The 16,994-nt window shown below is 34.6% G+C and carries 13 protein-coding genes; 9 read left to right on the forward strand and 4 right to left on the reverse strand.

Annotation, left to right across the window (positions count from 1 at the left end; all coding sequences use genetic code 11):
* The first annotated feature begins 4 nt into the window (after positions 1–4).
* The 8 genes from FNB79_RS09410 (at position 5) to FNB79_RS09445 (ending at position 10,998) form a co-directional block, all read left to right on the forward strand.
* Positions 5–997 (forward strand): glycosyltransferase family 2 protein, encoded by a 993-nt coding sequence (locus tag FNB79_RS09410; protein WP_143381072.1) that lies wholly within the window; start codon positions 5–7, stop codon positions 995–997.
* A gap of 1 nt (position 998) precedes the next feature.
* Positions 999–1,550, forward strand: a complete 552-nt coding sequence (locus tag FNB79_RS09415) for a serine O-acetyltransferase (RefSeq protein ID WP_143381073.1) — start codon at positions 999–1,001, stop codon at positions 1,548–1,550.
* Positions 1,547–2,692 carry a glycosyltransferase family 4 protein gene (locus FNB79_RS09420; RefSeq protein WP_143381074.1) on the forward strand — a complete coding sequence of 382 codons (1,146 nt, stop codon included), beginning with the start codon at positions 1,547–1,549 and terminating at the stop codon, positions 2,690–2,692. The genes FNB79_RS09415 and FNB79_RS09420 overlap by 4 nt, the downstream gene beginning before the upstream one ends.
* A 937-nt stretch (positions 2,693–3,629) precedes the next feature.
* The gene (locus tag FNB79_RS09425) at positions 3,630–4,700 is read left to right on the forward strand and encodes a glycosyltransferase (protein ID WP_143381075.1); all 1,071 of its coding nucleotides are present in this window, start codon (positions 3,630–3,632) and stop codon (positions 4,698–4,700) included.
* A gap of 1 nt (position 4,701) precedes the next feature.
* Complete coding sequence (locus tag FNB79_RS09430) at positions 4,702–6,096, forward strand: O-antigen ligase family protein (RefSeq protein WP_143381076.1); 1,395 nt, start codon at positions 4,702–4,704, stop codon at positions 6,094–6,096.
* A 16-nt stretch (positions 6,097–6,112) separates the two neighbouring features.
* Positions 6,113–7,063, forward strand: coding sequence for a glycosyltransferase family 4 protein (locus tag FNB79_RS09435; protein WP_143381077.1), 951 nt, complete (start codon positions 6,113–6,115; stop codon positions 7,061–7,063).
* Positions 7,064–8,596: 1,533 nt separating this feature from the next.
* Positions 8,597–9,334, forward strand: coding sequence for an energy transducer TonB (locus tag FNB79_RS09440; RefSeq protein WP_143381078.1), 738 nt, complete (start codon positions 8,597–8,599; stop codon positions 9,332–9,334).
* 278 nt (positions 9,335–9,612) lie between these two features.
* Positions 9,613–10,998 (forward strand): sugar transferase, encoded by a 1,386-nt coding sequence (locus FNB79_RS09445; RefSeq protein WP_143381079.1) that lies wholly within the window; start codon positions 9,613–9,615, stop codon positions 10,996–10,998.
* 1,787 nt (positions 10,999–12,785) lie between these two features.
* Here FNB79_RS09445 and FNB79_RS09450 read toward each other — a convergent pair.
* From FNB79_RS09450 to FNB79_RS09465, 4 genes are all read right to left on the reverse strand, one after another.
* A complete protein-coding gene (locus FNB79_RS09450; RefSeq protein WP_143381080.1) occupies positions 12,786–13,985 on the reverse strand; it encodes a glutamate-5-semialdehyde dehydrogenase in 1,200 nt (399 codons plus the stop codon).
* Positions 13,986–13,994: 9 nt separating this feature from the next.
* Entirely contained in the window at positions 13,995–14,723 is a 729-nt protein-coding gene (gene proB, locus FNB79_RS09455) for a glutamate 5-kinase (RefSeq protein ID WP_143381081.1), read from the reverse strand.
* 43 nt (positions 14,724–14,766) lie between these two features.
* Positions 14,767–15,573 (reverse strand): pyrroline-5-carboxylate reductase, encoded by an 807-nt coding sequence (gene proC / locus FNB79_RS09460; RefSeq protein ID WP_143381082.1) that lies wholly within the window; start codon positions 15,571–15,573, stop codon positions 14,767–14,769.
* A 352-nt stretch (positions 15,574–15,925) separates the two neighbouring features.
* Positions 15,926–16,381, reverse strand: coding sequence for a hypothetical protein (locus tag FNB79_RS09465; protein ID WP_143381083.1), 456 nt, complete (start codon positions 16,379–16,381; stop codon positions 15,926–15,928).
* 136 nt (positions 16,382–16,517) lie between these two features.
* On the opposite strand from FNB79_RS09465, the gene FNB79_RS09470 reads away from it, so the two are divergent.
* Complete coding sequence (locus tag FNB79_RS09470) at positions 16,518–16,934, forward strand: HYC_CC_PP family protein (RefSeq protein WP_143381084.1); 417 nt, start codon at positions 16,518–16,520, stop codon at positions 16,932–16,934.
* Positions 16,935–16,994 lie beyond the last annotated feature (60 nt).

A 16,994-nucleotide genomic window follows, 5' to 3' on the forward strand; every position in this document is an offset into this window, starting at 1 on the left:
ATTTATGACTTTTTCTCTTATTGTTTGCACCTACATGCGTCCGAACGCTTTATTGAATTTATTAGAAAGCGTACAAGTACAAGTTTTATATCCGGATGAAATTTTAATTATAGATGGATCTTCTAATAACGATACAAAACGTATGCTTGAGGCTAATGATTTTAAAAATCTTAAGTATTACAAAGTAACTGAGCAAGACAGAGGTTTAACTAAGCAACGTAATTATGGTATATCTAAAGTTTCAGAACGTATTAATGTGGTTTGTTTTTTAGATGATGATATTACTTTAGATACATCTTATTTTGAAAATCTAATAGGAACTTATATTACTTTTCCAAAGGCATTAGGTGTTGGTGGCTATATTACAAATGAAGTGAATTGGGAACGCTCTAATGCAACATCGAATTCAAATTATTATGATTTTGATGGTTGGAGAAGAACAGAACCTTTACGATTTAAAATTCGTGCAACATTAGGTTTAAATCCCGATGCGTTACCAGGTGTTTTACCTTCTTTTTCTCATATGAGACCAATAAGTTTTTTGCCACCTTCAGGTAAAGTGTATCCAGTAGAATTGTTTATGGGTGGTGTAGCATCTTATAAAATGTCTGTTTTTAAATCTTTGTCATTTTCAACCTATTTTGAGGGTTATGGCTTGTATGAAGATGCCGATTTCTGTTTGCGATTATCTAAAATAGGACAATTATATGTAAATACAGCTGCCGTTTGCGAACATCATCATGAAGTTCATGGTAGACCTAATACCTATAAATATGGAAAAATGATTATACGAAATGGATGGTATATTTGGCGTGTAAAATATAATAATCCTAAACTTAAAGCAAAATTAAAATGGCATTTAACCGCTTGTTTATTAATGTTATTAGGTGTTTTAGGTGGACTAAAATCTAAAAACAAGAATCTTGAACTTCAAGAGGCCTTAGGGCGTTTTGTAGGTTGGTGGAGTTTAATAGGTAATAAACCAAAATTTAAGTAGGATGTTTAACGTATTTAAAAAGGACTTAAATAAATATAAAACATATAGTAACACTAATAGTTTAGTTTTAATATTAACACAACAGGGGTTATGGGCAATATTTGTTTACCGTATTTCTAATTCCATATATACAAGTAAATTACCAGTCTTAATTAAGCGTATACTATTAGTGTTTTGTTTAATATTTCAAAAATGGATAGAAATTATAACAGGGATATCTTTACCTTATTCTGCTAATATAGGAGAACGTTTTTATATTGGACATTTTGGAGGTATCATTATTAATGCACATGCTGTAATTGGTGCTAATTGTAATCTTTCCCAGGGGGTTACCATTGGAGTAAGCGGTGTAGACCAAAAGCGTGGTGTACCGGTTATTGGTAATCATGTTTATATAGGAGCACATGCTGTAGTGGTAGGTAAAATTACAGTAGGTGATGGTGCTGTTATAGGTGCAAATTCTTTGGTTACAAAAGATGTTTTACCACATACAACAGTTTTAGGAGTGCCTGCAATAAAAATAAATAATCATGATTCAAAAGAGTATATATGAATAATAAAACAAAAAAATTGTTAATAGTCTCTTTAGCTCCCACAATTTTAAAAGAAGGTAAATATTGGTCGTATTCACCATATGTTAATGAAATGGATTTGTGGTTTAAATATGCCGATGAGCAGCGTATTATTTCTCCATTTACTTATCCAGAAGAGGTGTTAATGAAACCTTTTAGTACAAGTACGATACAGCGTTATTACATTCCGTTTTTTGCTTTTAATACCATTATAAATATTTTAAAAGCAATGCTGTTAATGCCATTGATTGTTTTACAGATGATTAGAGCTATGGCATGGGCAGATCATATTCATTTACGATGTCCTGCAAATGTGAGTTTAGTGGCTTGTTTTGTTCAAATTTTATTTCCCTCTAAACAAAAATCTACAAAATACGCAGGGAATTGGGATCCGAATTCCAATCAGCCTTGGACCTATAGATTGCAACAAGCCATTTTACGGAATACATTTTTAACCCGTAATATGAAGGTGTTGGTGTATGGGAACTGGCCAGGAGAAACCTCTAATATCTATCCGTTTATTTCGGCAACCTATCGAGATGCCGAGCGAGTGCCTTTTCAGCCTAAAGACTATACCGAAACATTGGTGTTTGTATTTGCAGGGATGTTAGTGCCTGGAAAACGTCCGTTGTTAACTATTCAATTTATAGAAGCATTAAATATACAAGGTATTCCGGCACGTTTGGAATTGTTTGGAGATGGCCCCTTACGATCAGAAATAGAAAGCTATATTGCAACACAGCAGTTGGAGTCGCAAATTACAGTACATGGCAATCAAGATAAAACCGTAGTGAAAGCTGCTTTGTTAACTGCGCATTTTAATATTTTACTGTCTAAAAGCGAAGGCTGGCCTAAGGCTGTTGCCGAAGGTATGTTTTACGGGTGTATACCAGTAACCACAGCAGTGTCTTGTGTGGCTTGGATGGTAGGAGAAGGGCAACGCGGGATTATTGTTGCACCCGATTTAGAACAAGCAGTAAGTCACTTTAAAGCTGTGTTTAACAGAGAAGACCTTAATGGTATGGCAGCACATGCTTTAAACTGGTCGCAACAGTATACCTATGACCGTATGGAGGCCGATATTGAAAGCGTATTGGCAGGAACGTTTGTGAGTCAAGTATAAGTAAACCTATAAACAGCGCCATATTGTATTGAAGCAATCCAGTTTTTGTTAATGTATTTTATAGGTAAGTTGCGGGATTTTATATAATATGTACCATTAATATACTACTTAAAGGCAACATAACTTTAAACTTAACCTTTTAATATTATGATAATTTAATAGCTGAAGGAGAGGTGAAATTGATAACTAATTCTCCATACTATTGGTTAAAAAATAGCGCTCTTATAGGGTTGTTTTGAAAAATTGTTAAAGGGAAATACGTATAAATATACTCGAGAAAAAGCCTATCACTTTTATTGAAGAAAGCTGTTAACCTGTTTTAAGAGGTCCAGCCTGTTTCTTGAGTCGTTTACATTTTACATTATATTTCACTATGCTGCTGGAGTAGGGGTAAGACGGACACTGGAGCAGCTTTTACGCCTGTTAAATGATATAGAACGCCTTAAAAAATATCTTATTTTATTTTAAAGCGGTTGGCGTGACACGGGAGGGTATTCTCATTTATTTGAAATTTATGGAGCACCGTGTGATGAGCCATAACGTGATAGTACCACCCCTTTACACTCCAGATTACCTCATGCCAGTGTTAAAAATGTACGGAAGGATAAAGACATTAGTGTTTGAATTTGTAGCTCCTAGTGTTGCTTTAAGGCCGTTTAATTTGTAAATTATTTATGTGCCGACTTTACAAAATGATATGTTTATACATTGTCCTGCACATACCAAAAAAAAAGCACTTTTGCAGTGTGAGTTAACACCTTTAGACAACGGATTACCGTATATGATAATATTATAAATTTTAGAGAAGAACCCTTTGCCGTTTAAAGTTGAAAAGTGATTTGAACCCGTGACTTTAATAAGGTAAATAATATGGCTAAAAACACTTTAAGTTCTTTACAAATTTAGTATTTTCGACTCCAAAATAAGACGTGCGATTTTGAGAGTATTACAACTTATAGATAGTTTAGAAGCAGGAGGCGCAGAGCGGATGGCCGTTAATCTTGCAAATGCTTTGGTTGTTAGTATAGAGAGATCGTATTTATGTGCTACACGTGCAGAAGGCTTGTTAAAGCAAAGCTTAAATGCTGAGGTGGGCTATTTGTTTTTAAAGCGTAGGCATACCTTAGATTTTTTAGCATTACAACGGTTGGTACGCTTTATAACCCAAGAGCGAATTACCGTTATTCATGCCCATGCCTCTTCTTTTTTTATGGCTAGCCTTTTAACATTAAGGGTCCCTAAACTCCGTTTAATTTGGCATGACCATTATGGAAATAGCGAATATTTAGACCAACGCCCCAAACGAGTTTTACAGTGGTGCTCAAAACGATTTGCAGGAATTATAGCTGTAAATGCGCATTTGGAAACATGGAATAGAAAAGCACTTTATTGCAAAACGGTAGTATTTCTTCCTAATTTTGTAGTTAAATCTAGCACCATTACAGCCGTAACCGAATTGGAAGGCGTGTTAGGAAAGCGGTTGTTATGTTTGGCAAATTTACGGCCACAAAAGGACCATATTACCTTATTAGAAGCCTGTAAAGTTGTGTTTGAAATTTATCCAGATTGGAGTTTGCATTGTGTAGGCCAAGAGGGTGATGGGGACTATATACAAACAATTAAAACGTCTGTACATGCGTTAGGTATAGCACAACAGGTATGGTTTTATGGCAGTTGTCCTGATACCGAACATATTATATCTCAGGCGGATATTGGAGTGTTGGCTTCAACCTCTGAAGGCTTACCATTGGCATTATTAGAATATGGACAAGGCAGGCTAGCTGTAGTTGCAACCGCTGTAGGGGATTGTGAACGCGTAATTCCCACTAAGGCGTACGGTATATTGGTTCCGCCAAATAATGTACAAGCTTTAGCAGCGGCTATTATAGCTTATATTGATGACGCAACAGCCCGTGCTAAAGCTGCAACTGCTTTGCATACTTATATTGGAGAACACTATGCCCAAGAAGCCATTATAATACAGCTGCTTACTCTTTACAAGTCTTAACATGAAAGGAAATAAAAAGAAGAAAAAAAAGTATCATTTTACTAACGATTTGTATGTGCTTTTGGTGATATTACATTTGTTTGTAGGTGTAGGAATTTTTTATATCCCCTTATTTTCTAAACTGTATTTTACCATTGTGTGTTTTTATTTTATTGGTAAAGTGATTTTATCTCCCACACGTTCTAAAACCATGTGGGTGTTGTTTGGGTGTGCCTATATAGCCGCGGCAGAATCACTATTCCGGATGACTGGAGGTGGGTTGTTTTATGAATTTTCTAAATATTACATTATTTTATTAGTGCTTATTGGGATGTTTTTTACGGGAGTTTCTAACAAGAGTTATCCGTATTTTATTTATTTTATTTTGCTTGTGCCTTCTGTACTCGTGGCTTCGACCACATTGGGTTATGATTTAAATTTTAGAAAATCTATAGCCTTTGTATTGAGTGGTCCTGTATGTTTAGGAGCTTCGGCTTTGTATTGCTACGATAAAAAACTCACCCAAGAACAGTTGTTACAAATATTAGCTTGCATGACGTTTCCGGTACTAAGTATGATGGTGTATTTGTTTTTATATAACCCAAGTATTAAAGAGGTGTTAAATGATACGGGTTCAAATTTTGCCGCTTCTGGAGGTTTTGGCCCCAATCAGGTTTCTACCTTATTGGGGTTGGGTATGGTAGCACTAACCGTGCGGTTTTTTTTTAAATCGCCTTCTGTATTTTTAAAAGTGTTTAATTTAATACTACTCGCTTTAGTCTCTTTTCGTGCATTAGTTACCTTTAGTCGGGGTGGAGTGATTACTGCAGCAATGATGGTTGTCGGGTTTTTAGTGGTATTGTATGGTAGGTCTAATTTTAAACGCCGCCAACACATTAAAGGTTCTTTAATACTTTTATGTATAGGAGTGGCAATCACTTGGATTGTCTCTGCAAATCAGACCGATGGATTAATTGAAAATCGCTATACCAATAAGGACGCTACAGGTCGAGAAAAGGAAGATTTGTCTACCGGCCGTCTCGGTTTATTTGAGCAAGAATTTGAAGGGTTTTTAAGACATCCGTTTTTAGGGGTAGGGGCTAGTGGGATGAAGCAAATTCGTTTAGAAGAAGAAGGTGAAATTATTGCCTCACACAATGAGGTGAGCCGTTTGTTGTCTGAGCATGGTATGTTTGGAGTTATTATTTTATGCTTATTAATCGTTACGCCTTTGGCATTTAGAACGCGGCATCAAGGGAATATGTTATTTTATTCGTTTTTAATTTTTTGGTTTGCCACCATTAACCACTCTGCCATGCGTATTGCGGCACCAGGCTTTATTTATGGTTTATCGTTACTACATATTACACATGAAAAAAAACGTCCTGTATCTAGGAAACAACTTATCGAACAGTAAAACTAATGTCTCTTATATGAAAGGCTTAACACAAGCTTTAGAGGGAGAAGGGGTTGCTGTAATTTGTAAATCGGCTATACAACATAAACTAGGGCGTGTTTTGGATATGGTTAAAGGTGTTTTAATATCTGCCCATCGTGTGGATATTGCTTTAATTGACACCTATAGCACTCAGAATTTTTACTATGCCTTAATTGTGAGTCAGTTTTGTAGGGTCTTGCGGTTGCCTTATATCCCTATATTACATGGCGGGAATTTACCGTACCGCTTGGCGCATTATCCTAAAATGAGTCGCATGCTATTTACCCATGCCAAAGTGTTAGTGTCTCCGTCCTTGTATTTAAAAGAAGCTTTTGTAAAACAAGGTTTTAATCATGTGGTGTATATTCCTAATAGTTTGCAACTCCAAAATTATCCGTTTACGGTTAGAGCTATAGATACAATTCGCTTATTGTGGGTGCGTTCTTTTTCTGAAATTTATAATCCGTGTTTAGCAGTCGATATTCTAAAAGCCTTACAAGATCTAGGCTATCACACAGAATTGTGTATGGCTGGCCCGGATACCGATGGATCACTTACTACTGTTAAAGCACATGCTCAAGCTTTAGGTGTAGCTATTAAAACACCAGGAAAGTTAACTAAAACAGAATGGACTACACTCGCTAAAGATTATAATGTATTTATAAACACCACTAATTTTGATAATATGCCGGTGAGTGTGATAGAGGCTATGGCATTGGGTTTACCAATAGTATCGACACATGTAGGCGGAATGCCCTTTTTGATTGAAGCCGATGTTGATGGGGTATTGGTGCCACCAAATGATTGTCAGGCTTTTGTAGCGGCTATTTTAAAATTGAAGGCTGCTCCAGAATATACTTATAATATGGTGGTTAAAGCTCGTGAAAAGGTTGAGGGGTTTGATTGGGACGTGGTAAAGGCGCAGTGGTTGGAGGTTTTAGATTAAATGTTTTGTTTGTTTTTCATGATGTTCATTTTTATTCGCGTTATTATTTTTATGGACTCTTGATGTGCTACGCAGTTTTCGTTGCTAAAAAAAGTTACACAATCTTTTTGTTTTGGATAAGGGTATTTGGGGTAAGAAAGTATTTTTAAATTTTATCAAGTATATTGCCTGTTTCTTTACTTTTTATTCGTGTTATTATTTTTATGGACTCATGATGTGCTACGCAGTTTTCATTGCTAAAAAAAGTAACAAAAAAATCTAGGCTTACGAAAGTATCTCTAAATGTTATGTTCCAACTCTAAATTTTAAGAACTCGCATTTGTGTGTATTCTATTGAATATGATTCGGTTTTATATGATATGTTAGTGTTTTTAATGTGATTTGTTTAGCTCATACAGCTTAAAATTTTACGCGTTGTTCACTGCACATTTTACGATATACTTTCGATAGGCCGGGGTCTAAAACTTCATGTTTACTACTTTGTAGTGCAGTTTCGCTTCTTCGTTCATTATGACTGAAAATTCATGGCTTGTAATTGTGATTTTGGTTTTTGTTCTCTTTACTTTTTATTCGTGTTATTATTTTTATGGACTCATGATGTGCTACGCAGTTTTCATTGCTAAAAAAAGTAACAAAAAAATCTAGGCTTACGAAAGTATCTCTAAATGTTATGTTTCAACTCTAAATTTTAAGAACTCGCATTTGTGTGTATTCTATTGAATATGATTTGGTTTTATATGATATGCTAGTGTTTTTAATGTAATACGTTTAGCTCAAACAGCTTAAAATTTTACGTGTTGTTCACTGCACATTTTACGATATACTTTCGATAGGCCGGGGTCTAAAATTTCGGCTTTTGGGTTTTAATATTTCTTTTTCTCTGGTTGTTCATTATGACTGAAAATTCATGGCTTGTAATTGTGATTTTGGTTTTTGTTCTCTTTACTTTTTATTCGTGTTATTATTTTTATGGACTCATGATGTGCTACGCAGTTTTCATTGCTAAAAAAAGTAACAAAAAAATCTAGGCTTACGAAAGTATCTCTAAATGTTATGTTCCAACTCTAAATTTTAAGAACTCGCTACATTGGTCTTGTTTTTTTATAGTGTCATGTCTTTATTCAGAGTATTTTAGTTTCTGTATTATTTTGTTAAGCTCAAACAGCTTAAAATTTTACGCGTTGTTCACTGTATATTTTGATGTATATTTTTGATATGCCAGGGTCTAAAACTTCAGCTTTAGGGTTTTTAATATTTCTTTTTTTCTGGATTACTACTGCGTAGTGCAGCTTCGCTTCTTCGTTTATTATGACTGAACATTCAGGATTAATTAAGATGGTTAATAAACAAATAATTAGTTTCACTACTCACTACTCACTACTCACTACTCACTACTCACTACATCTATTTTTTAATACGTTTTATTTAGGTGTTAACTGCCTTAAAACATGATATTTATCATAGTAATTTGAAGTCTTTTTTTCTACCTTAATATAAGTTAAGAAAGGAGTATTAACCATAAAATATATCGTTATGAACGCTAAAAAAAATCCAAACCTAGATATTGGGAGAAATAGCAGTATATATTTTGCTATTGGGTTAAACATTATGTTATTATTGACTTGGAATGCCTTAGAGTATAGATCGTTTGAAACTGCAGAGCCTTCTATAGTGCGTCTTGATTTGGAAGCTGAATATGAAGAAGATATCCCTATAACCAATTTGAACACGCCACCACCTCCACCACCTCCAGTGGCTATATCAGAATCTATTGAAGTTGTAGAGTCTATTGCAGAAATTGAGGAAACGGTTATAGAAAGTACCGAATCGTCTCAAGAAGATGCTATTATAGCACCAGAACCTGTAATTGCAGTAGAGGATGTGAATGTAGAAGAAGTAGAAGAAGATGTTGAGGTACCCTTTTCTGTAATTGAAAATATTCCGGTATTTCCGGGGTGCGAAGGGTTGTCTAATGCCGCTTCTAAAGCTTGTTTTCAAACTAAAATGAATGCACATATCACTTCTAATTTTAAATATCCAGAAGAGGCTTTAGAACTGGGGTTACAAGGGCGCGTGTCTGTGATGTTTATTATTGATGAACACGGACAAATAACTGGAGTACGCTCTAGAGGACCTGAAAAAATTTTAGAGCAAGAAGCCGAACGTATTATCCGGCTATTACCTAAAATGAAACCTGGAAAACAACGTGGTAAACCTGTAAAAGTATCCTATGCAGTACCTATCTTTTTTAGATATAAAGCACCTTTATAGGTACAGTGTGTGGTTAATACAAGGTGTTTTAAGTTGTATATACGCTACATGTCATTGTGTAGCGTATTTTTTATGTGGTTTAGTCATATGGTTTGCTACTAAAAGATTATTACCATTATGAGGGTCAAGAAAGTGTTATTTATGGGGGAAATAGGTCTGTTAATAGAATGGGGGATGGCATTCTTATTTTTTTTGTTTGATGCTATGTATAGTTTAGTTTAAATACACTTATATTTCCATCCTAATGCCTATATTTACCTTGTAATTGTTATTGCATTATGTTTAAAAACTCGATTTCTTTCAATATATCTGAACGAAAGATTTTATTACGGCTTATTGATATTTGTATTGTGCTTATCGTACTGTATGGGTTGGGCGCTTATTTCAAATTTGATTACTTTACAATTTCTAATGAAAATTGGTCTTGGGTAATTGTCCTTATTCTATACTTGACTATTTTTGGAACCGTGTTTGAAATTTACGATCTTCAAAAATCGAGTGTCTTTCAATCTACCTTACCTAATGTGTTTTTAACGGCCATGGTCGTTGTGGCTGTGTATTTGATGACCCCGCGATTTACCCCTTTTTTACCCGAAAAACGAATACAAATTTTGGTGTTCTTTTTGGGCATATTAGGTAGTATTTTATTTTGGCGCGCCATTTATATTACGTGTATTTCAACCCCGCGATTTTATAAGCATGTATTGCTAGTGGGTGAACCTCAGCATATAGACGACATTGTAACCTCTTTAAAACAAGTAGATCCGCATTACAATATTGTAGGTTTTATAAATTGTGAGCCTTCTAACCCGATACACCCCACGTTAACCCAGTCGTATAATGCAGCCGACCTGAACGCTTTAATTGCTAAACATAAAGTCTCTGAAATTTTAGTTGCGACTTATAATTCGGAATTGATAACTACTGAACTGTACCAAGAGTTAATGCGCTTATTGGAACGTGGCTTTCCTATAAAAGAATATACACAGGCTTTTGAGGAAATGACCTATAGAATTCCGGTGCATTATTTGGGAAAAGATTTTTATAAGTATTTTCCGTTTAACCGTAATAACCAAAATAAACTCTATTTGTTACAGCGCTGGATTTTTGACAAAGGTTTTGGCGTATGTTGCCTGTTGGTGTGTTTGCTTATTATTCCCGTGGTCCTGCTAGGGAATGCTATTGGAAATAGAGGACCGTTATTTTATAAACAACAGCGAGTGGGGTTGCATGGCAAACTATTTTCTATTATTAAATTTAGAAGTATGGTGGTTAATGCTGAACAGCATGGAGCCGTTTGGGCCTCTAAAAATGATGCGCGTATTACTGCCTTTGGAAAATTTTTAAGACTTACTCGAATTGATGAAATTCCGCAATGTTTAAATGTATTAAAAGGGGAAATGAGTCTTATTGGCCCCAGACCAGAACGGCCGGAGTTTGTAAAACAGCTGGCAGAAGTGATTCCGTTTTATGAAGCTAGACATATGGTAAAGCCTGGAATTACAGGTTGGGCGCAGGTAAAGGTCCGTTATGGTGATTCTGTTGAAGATAGCTTGATGAAGTTGCAATATGATTTGTTTTATATTAAAAAACGTAGTTTTTTCTTGGATTTAAATATACTTGTTAAAACTGTTACTGCAGTGGTGTTTTTTAGAGGGCAGTAGGTTTTTTGAGGGGATTGTTTTCTTTACTTTTTATTCGTGTTATTATTTTTATGGACTCATGATGTGCTACGCAGTTTTAATTGTCAAAAGAAGTTACTACATCTTTTTGTTTAGGTTATGGATGATATATGGGATAAGAAAGTATTTTTAAATTTTATCAAGCTTATTGTTTGTTTCTTTACTTTTTATTCGTGTTATTATTTTTATGGACTCATGATGTGCTACGCAGTTTTCATTGCTAAAAAAAGTAACAAAAAAATCTAGGCTTACGAAAGTATCTCTAAATGTTATGTTCCAACTCTAAATTTTAAGAACTCGCATTTGTATGTATTCTTTTGAATATGATTTGGTTTTATATGATATGTAAGTGTTTTTAATGTAATTTGTTCAGCTCAAACAGCTTAAAATTTTACGCGTTGTTCACTGCACATTTTACGATATACTTTCGATAGGCCGGGGTCTAAAACTTCATCTTTTGGGGTTATAATATTTCTTTTTTTCTGGATGTTTATTAGGTTTGGAAGTTCATGGTTTGTAATCGTGTTTTTTTTGTTCTCTTTACTTTTTATTCGTGTTATTATTTTTATGGACTCATGATGTGCTACGCAGTTTTAATTGTCAAAAGAAGTTACTACATCTTTTTGTTTAGGTTATGGATATATGGGATAAGAAAGTATTTTTAAATTTTATCAAGCTTATTGTTTGTTTCTTTACTTTTTTTCATTGCTAAAAAAAGTAACAAAAAAATCTAGGCTTACGAAAGTATCTCTAAATGTTATGTTCCAACTCTAAATTTTAAGAACTCGCATTTGTATGTATTCTTTTGAATATGATTTGGTTTTATATGATATGTAAGTGTTTTTAATGTAATTTGTTCAGCTCAAACAGCTTAAAATTTTACGCGTTGTTCACTGCACATTTTACGATATACTTTCGATAGGCCGGGGTCTAAAACTTCATCTTTTGGGTTTATAATATTTCTTTTTTCTGGATGTTTATTAGGTTTGGAAGTTCATGGTTTGTAATCGTGATTGTGGTTTTTGTTCAAATTGCTTAAAGTTTTATGCGTTGTTTGCTTTATATTTTATAACTGATTATTCTTGGTATCGTCATGCCGAACTAGTTTCGGTATCACATTCAATATCTTGTTTAAAGTTGTCTCTTGTTCATTTTTATTCGTGTTATTATTTTTATGGACTCATGATGTGCTACGCAGTTTTCATTGCTAAAAAAACGAACCAAAAAAATCTAGGCTTACGAAAGTATCTCTAAATGTTATGTTCCAACTCTAAATTTTAAGAACACACATTTGTATGTATTCTTTTGAATATGATTTGGTTTTATATGATATGTAAGTGTTTTTAATGTAATTTGTTCAGCTCAAACAGCTTAAAATTTTACGCGTTGTTCACTGCACATTTTACGATATACTTTCGATAGGCCGGGGTCTAAAACTTCATCTTTTGGGTTTATAATATTTCTTTTTTTCTGGATGTTTATTAGGTTTGGAAGTTCATGGTTTGTAATCGTGTTTTTTTTGTTCAAATTGCTAAGAATTTTATGTGTTGTTTACTGTATATTTTGTGATATATTTTCGATAGGCCGGGGTCTAAAACTTCAGCTTTAGGGTTTTAATATTTCTTTTTTCTTGATTACTACTGCATAGTGCAGTTTCGCTTCTTCATTTATTAGGTCTGAAAATTCATGGTCTACACTTATGGTCTATAAAACAATACAGGCTACCAAATGGTAGCCTGTATTTATATTGAAAACTATAATGTTAAAACTTATTCACGAATGTGACCGTCTCCAAAAATATAGTATTTATTAGTAACTAATTCATTGAGTCCTAAAGGACCTCTGTGGTGTAATTTATCGGTACTAATGGCAAGTTCTGCACCTACACCCATTTTTCCGCCATCGGTAAAACGTGTAGACGCATTTTGATAGACTGCAGCACAGTCTACATCTTCCATAAATTGTAAGGCTTTTTCTTTGCTATTCGTCATAATAGTAGCAGAGTGCCCGCCAGAATAGGTATTAATTTTTTCAATCGCAGCATCTAAAGATTCTACGGTACCAATTACACATTTTAAAGCCAGAAACTCTTCAACCCAAACGTTGTCGTTGGGAATTAAAGGTTCGTCTTGAAGTGTTTTTTGAGTTTCAGAATCTACTAAAATCGATACGTTATGTGCTTTTAGTAGTGCTTCTAAATCTTTTAATTTGGCGGCGTAATCCGGAACATCTTTCTGAATTAGAATTTTGTCTAAGGCATTACAAGCCGAAATTTTATCGGTTTTTGCATTTAAAATTACTGTTTTGGTTTTTTCCCAATCGGCCGTTTTATCTACAAACAAAAAGTTGTTTCCGCGGCCGCTAATTAAGACGGCACAACGCGCATGTTCTTTTACAAATTGTATTAATCGTTCGCCACCACGGGGTACGATTAAATCTAGTGGCTCTGAAGGATTTTTAAGAAAATCCTGAGTCTCTTGTCGGTTTAAGGTTAATAGCTGAATGTAGCTACTGTCTAAACCATGAGCGTTTAAGGCTTGATGCCAAAAATTGACTAATACTTTATTACTGTATATGGCTTCTTTTCCGCCTTTTAATAAAATTTTGTTATTGGCCTTAAAGGCTAATACAGCAGCTTCTATGGTAACATCTGGTCGTGATTCATAAATGATCATAATGGTTCCAAAAGGTGCTGTTTTATTGGTGATTTCCAAGCCGTCGTCTAACACACGGTGGGAAATGGTTTTTCCAATAGGATCGTCTTGAGACATCACTTCCTTTACTGCGGTAATCATGCCGTCTATTTTCTTGTCATCTACGATTAACCGATCGTACATGGCTTGGTCGTCTTTACTAAATGCTTCTAAATCTTTCTTGTTCGCGCTTAAAAGTTCTGCTCTATGGGTATCCAGTAATTCAATCATGGATTGTAGAACATTATTTTTTAAGTCGGTCTTTAATAATTTCATCTTTTGTTTTTAAATTTCTACTTTAGTTCCTACAGCTTTACCATCTATAATATCGATAATGGTATTTTCGCTTTTTCCATTGGCAATAATGGTAGGAATGTTTTTTGCTGCAGTTTGTTTGGCATAGTTTAATTTTGATAACATACCACCTCGGCCTTCAGCTTCACCTTTATGCCCATCGTTTATGAAATGGTTTACATTTTCATCAATTCCTACTTCTTCTACCAAAGAGGAGTCGTCTGCATCGGGATGTCCGTCGTATAATCCATCAATATCTGTTAAAATGATGAGTTTATCGGCATCAATCATCTCTGCAATCAAACTCGCTAACTCGTCGTTATCGGAAAACATGGCATGAGTTAAGGATACAGTATCATCTTCATTGGCAATAGGAATTACGCCTTCAGATAATAGATTCTCGTAACAATTTTGCATGTTTCTACGATGCTCTCCAGGATCAAAATCGTTTTTAGTAGGTAAAACCTGTGCACATTTCATACCATAATCGTGAAAAATATTATAGTATAAACGCATCATTCGGGGTTGTCCGATTGCAGAATACACTTGACGTCTAGAGGCTTTATCCTTAATATCTGAATGGCCTAGAACTTCCATACCTGCAATAACAGATCCAGAAGATACTAATACGGTAATTATATCACGCTCGTATAATTCGGCAATTTGCTTAACCAAACGGTCTAGTACAGGTCTTACAATTCTATTGTCTCTATTGGTCATTACGTTGGTTCCAACCTTAATGACGATTCTTTGTTTATATTTTTTACTTGTTTCCACCTAGTTCTATAGCTCTATTAAAGGCAGCAAAAGCGGCCTCTTTAATTAATTCATTTACATTATTATCATCCATACTATCTAAAGCTGCACGTGTGGTGCCACCTTTAGAAGCAACGCGTTCCATCCAAGTATTTGGCGATATGTTGTCTTGGTTAAATAAATCTACTGCACCTGTAAAGGTCTGACTTACCAAGACTTTAGAATTTTGTTCTGAGAATCCCATTTGTTGAGCGGCTTCCATCATACTTTGCATAAAGTAAAAGACATACGCTGGTCCGCTTCCAGAAATACCTGTAGAAGCATCAATAAAGTTTTCATTTTTTACCTGAATAGATTTTCCTGTGGTATTTAATAGGTTTTCAATAGTTAATAATTCAATTCGTGATACTTGGTCTGAAGCCGTATAAGAAGTTAGTCCTTTACCTACTTTTGCTGGTAAATTAGGCATAGTACGTACCACTTTAGGTAAATCTAATGCAGTTTGTATATGATTAATGGTAACACCTGCCATTAAAGAAATGACAATTTGCCCCTTAGTAACCAATCCCGCCATTTTGCTAAATAAGTCGTCTGCATGATACGGTTTAACTGCTAAAAAAATTAAATCTGCTTGAGGGACGCAGTCTTTAGGTGATTTGAAGACGTCGAAATGTGAGATTTTATTTAAACTCTCAATTTTCTCGTCGGAGCTGTCTAAAATCATGATGTTTCTTTTCTTAAGAAGCTTCGATTTTGACATCGCTTCGGCATAGGTTAACCCCATATTTCCCGCTCCAATTACTAATAGTTTCATTATGTTATTTTTATGATTAAAATTAATGATAGGGACAAACTACTAAAAAATCTGAATTATCAAAATCTGAGCAGTTTAATGCCTTTTTTGAAGGGATTTTTATATTATATGAACTTGATTAACGGTTTTGTTGTGAATTTTGTAATAGTTTGAGTTTATACTACTTATAGATAAACTCTATTTTAAAGGGGCCATGCAGGGTAAATATTTGCTTGATATGGTAACAAATTTTGATTGATGGATTAGAACTGTATTGAATGAGGTTGAACTTAGTATTGAGTCCAAAATTGAGAAGCCAAAACGTGTTAAACGCCCCTTTTATTTTGTAATAAGGGATAAATGGCACTGAATTTTAACTTTCGTGTTGAGATACACGAACAACTTTACCCTGCTTAAAATATAGATCTAGCACTTGTGGGTCTATATTGAAGAGACCCGGTAGAACACCAAGCGTATAAGATATGTGGTTCTCGTTATACACATAATAATCTGAACCCAGTACGTCTGCAATTTCCGCTTTGGTTTTTCCGATAAACATTTCACTTTCGATGATGTCTTGAGTCATTGTATACCGTGTTTCGGGATGGGTGTTCCATTGCAATTTGCTAAACTCGTGTTTAGCGTAGTAGGAAGACGACCCTATCCAAATTAATATGATTACGATATAACACAACGGACTTAAAATAAAAGTAGGACATAAGGCGATATAATTGCGGTTTTTAGGTGTCCCGATATCTAACTTTTTTAAGCACCATTTGCAGATGAAAAAGGTAGGGATAGCCAAAAGAAGTATAAATAGAAGCGCCATATAGAACTGCGTACTGTAATTGTGACTTAATATACCGTTTTTATATGATATAAAACGCTGTTAAAATTGAACCCATACTGTAAAAATTTAAGTTCTTAAATCGTGTTTAAATTAAAATGCCTAATTTTGTAAACGTATGCAAACATTTTTTCGCAACATTACAGCACTTTTTATGGCCTTTGTGGTCTTATTGTCTACCTTATCTTTTAGTGTAGATATGCATTATTGTGGCGATACCTTAGTAGATGTGGCGGTTAATACAGATGCGGCTACTTGCGGCATGGAAGTTATGGTCGAAACGCCTTTGAAAACCTCAATAACCACATCTGGATGTTGTACAGACCAGAAGGTAGTGGTTAGCGGTCAAGATGAATTAAATTTAGGTGTTAATGCCTTATCTTTAGACCATCAGATATTTGTTACTACGTTTGTATATGTATACCAAAATTTAATATTCGAAACTTTACCCAAGGCTCATATTCCGTTTCAGGAGTATAGTCCGCCCACACTCGTCTCCGATTATCAAGTCTGTTACGAGACCTTCTTAATTTGATTCATTACACCCTAAACAGTGCTTAAACCTTGTGTTTTAGCAGAATTGCGGTATGCAATT

The organism is Formosa sediminum, from assembly GCF_007197735.1.
Lineage (GTDB): Bacteria > Bacteroidota > Bacteroidia > Flavobacteriales > Flavobacteriaceae > Formosa > Formosa sediminum.

What these genes read in the sequence shown, in the direction of transcription:
- FNB79_RS09470 (WP_143381084.1), top strand. Translation starts at nt 16,518, where the DNA reads ATGCAAACATTTTTTCGCAACATTACAGCACTTTTTATGGCCTTTGTG.
- FNB79_RS09430 (WP_143381076.1), top strand. Translation starts at nt 4,702, where the DNA reads ATGAAAGGAAATAAAAAGAAGAAAAAAAAGTATCATTTTACTAACGAT.
- FNB79_RS09435 (WP_143381077.1), top strand. Translation starts at nt 6,113, where the DNA reads ATGAAAGGCTTAACACAAGCTTTAGAGGGAGAAGGGGTTGCTGTAATT.
- FNB79_RS09440 (WP_143381078.1), top strand. Translation starts at nt 8,597, where the DNA reads ATGAACGCTAAAAAAAATCCAAACCTAGATATTGGGAGAAATAGCAGT.
- FNB79_RS09420 (WP_143381074.1), top strand. Translation starts at nt 1,547, where the DNA reads ATGAATAATAAAACAAAAAAATTGTTAATAGTCTCTTTAGCTCCCACA.
- FNB79_RS09410 (WP_143381072.1), top strand. Translation starts at nt 5, where the DNA reads ATGACTTTTTCTCTTATTGTTTGCACCTACATGCGTCCGAACGCTTTA.
- FNB79_RS09445 (WP_143381079.1), top strand. Translation starts at nt 9,613, where the DNA reads ATGTTTAAAAACTCGATTTCTTTCAATATATCTGAACGAAAGATTTTA.
- FNB79_RS09450 (WP_143381080.1), bottom strand. Translation starts at nt 13,985, where the DNA reads ATGAAATTATTAAAGACCGACTTAAAAAATAATGTTCTACAATCCATG.
- FNB79_RS09415 (WP_143381073.1), top strand. Translation starts at nt 999, where the DNA reads ATGTTTAACGTATTTAAAAAGGACTTAAATAAATATAAAACATATAGT.
- proB (WP_143381081.1), bottom strand. Translation starts at nt 14,723, where the DNA reads ATGACCAATAGAGACAATAGAATTGTAAGACCTGTACTAGACCGTTTG.
- FNB79_RS09465 (WP_143381083.1), bottom strand. Translation starts at nt 16,381, where the DNA reads ATGGCGCTTCTATTTATACTTCTTTTGGCTATCCCTACCTTTTTCATC.
- proC (WP_143381082.1), bottom strand. Translation starts at nt 15,573, where the DNA reads ATGAAACTATTAGTAATTGGAGCGGGAAATATGGGGTTAACCTATGCC.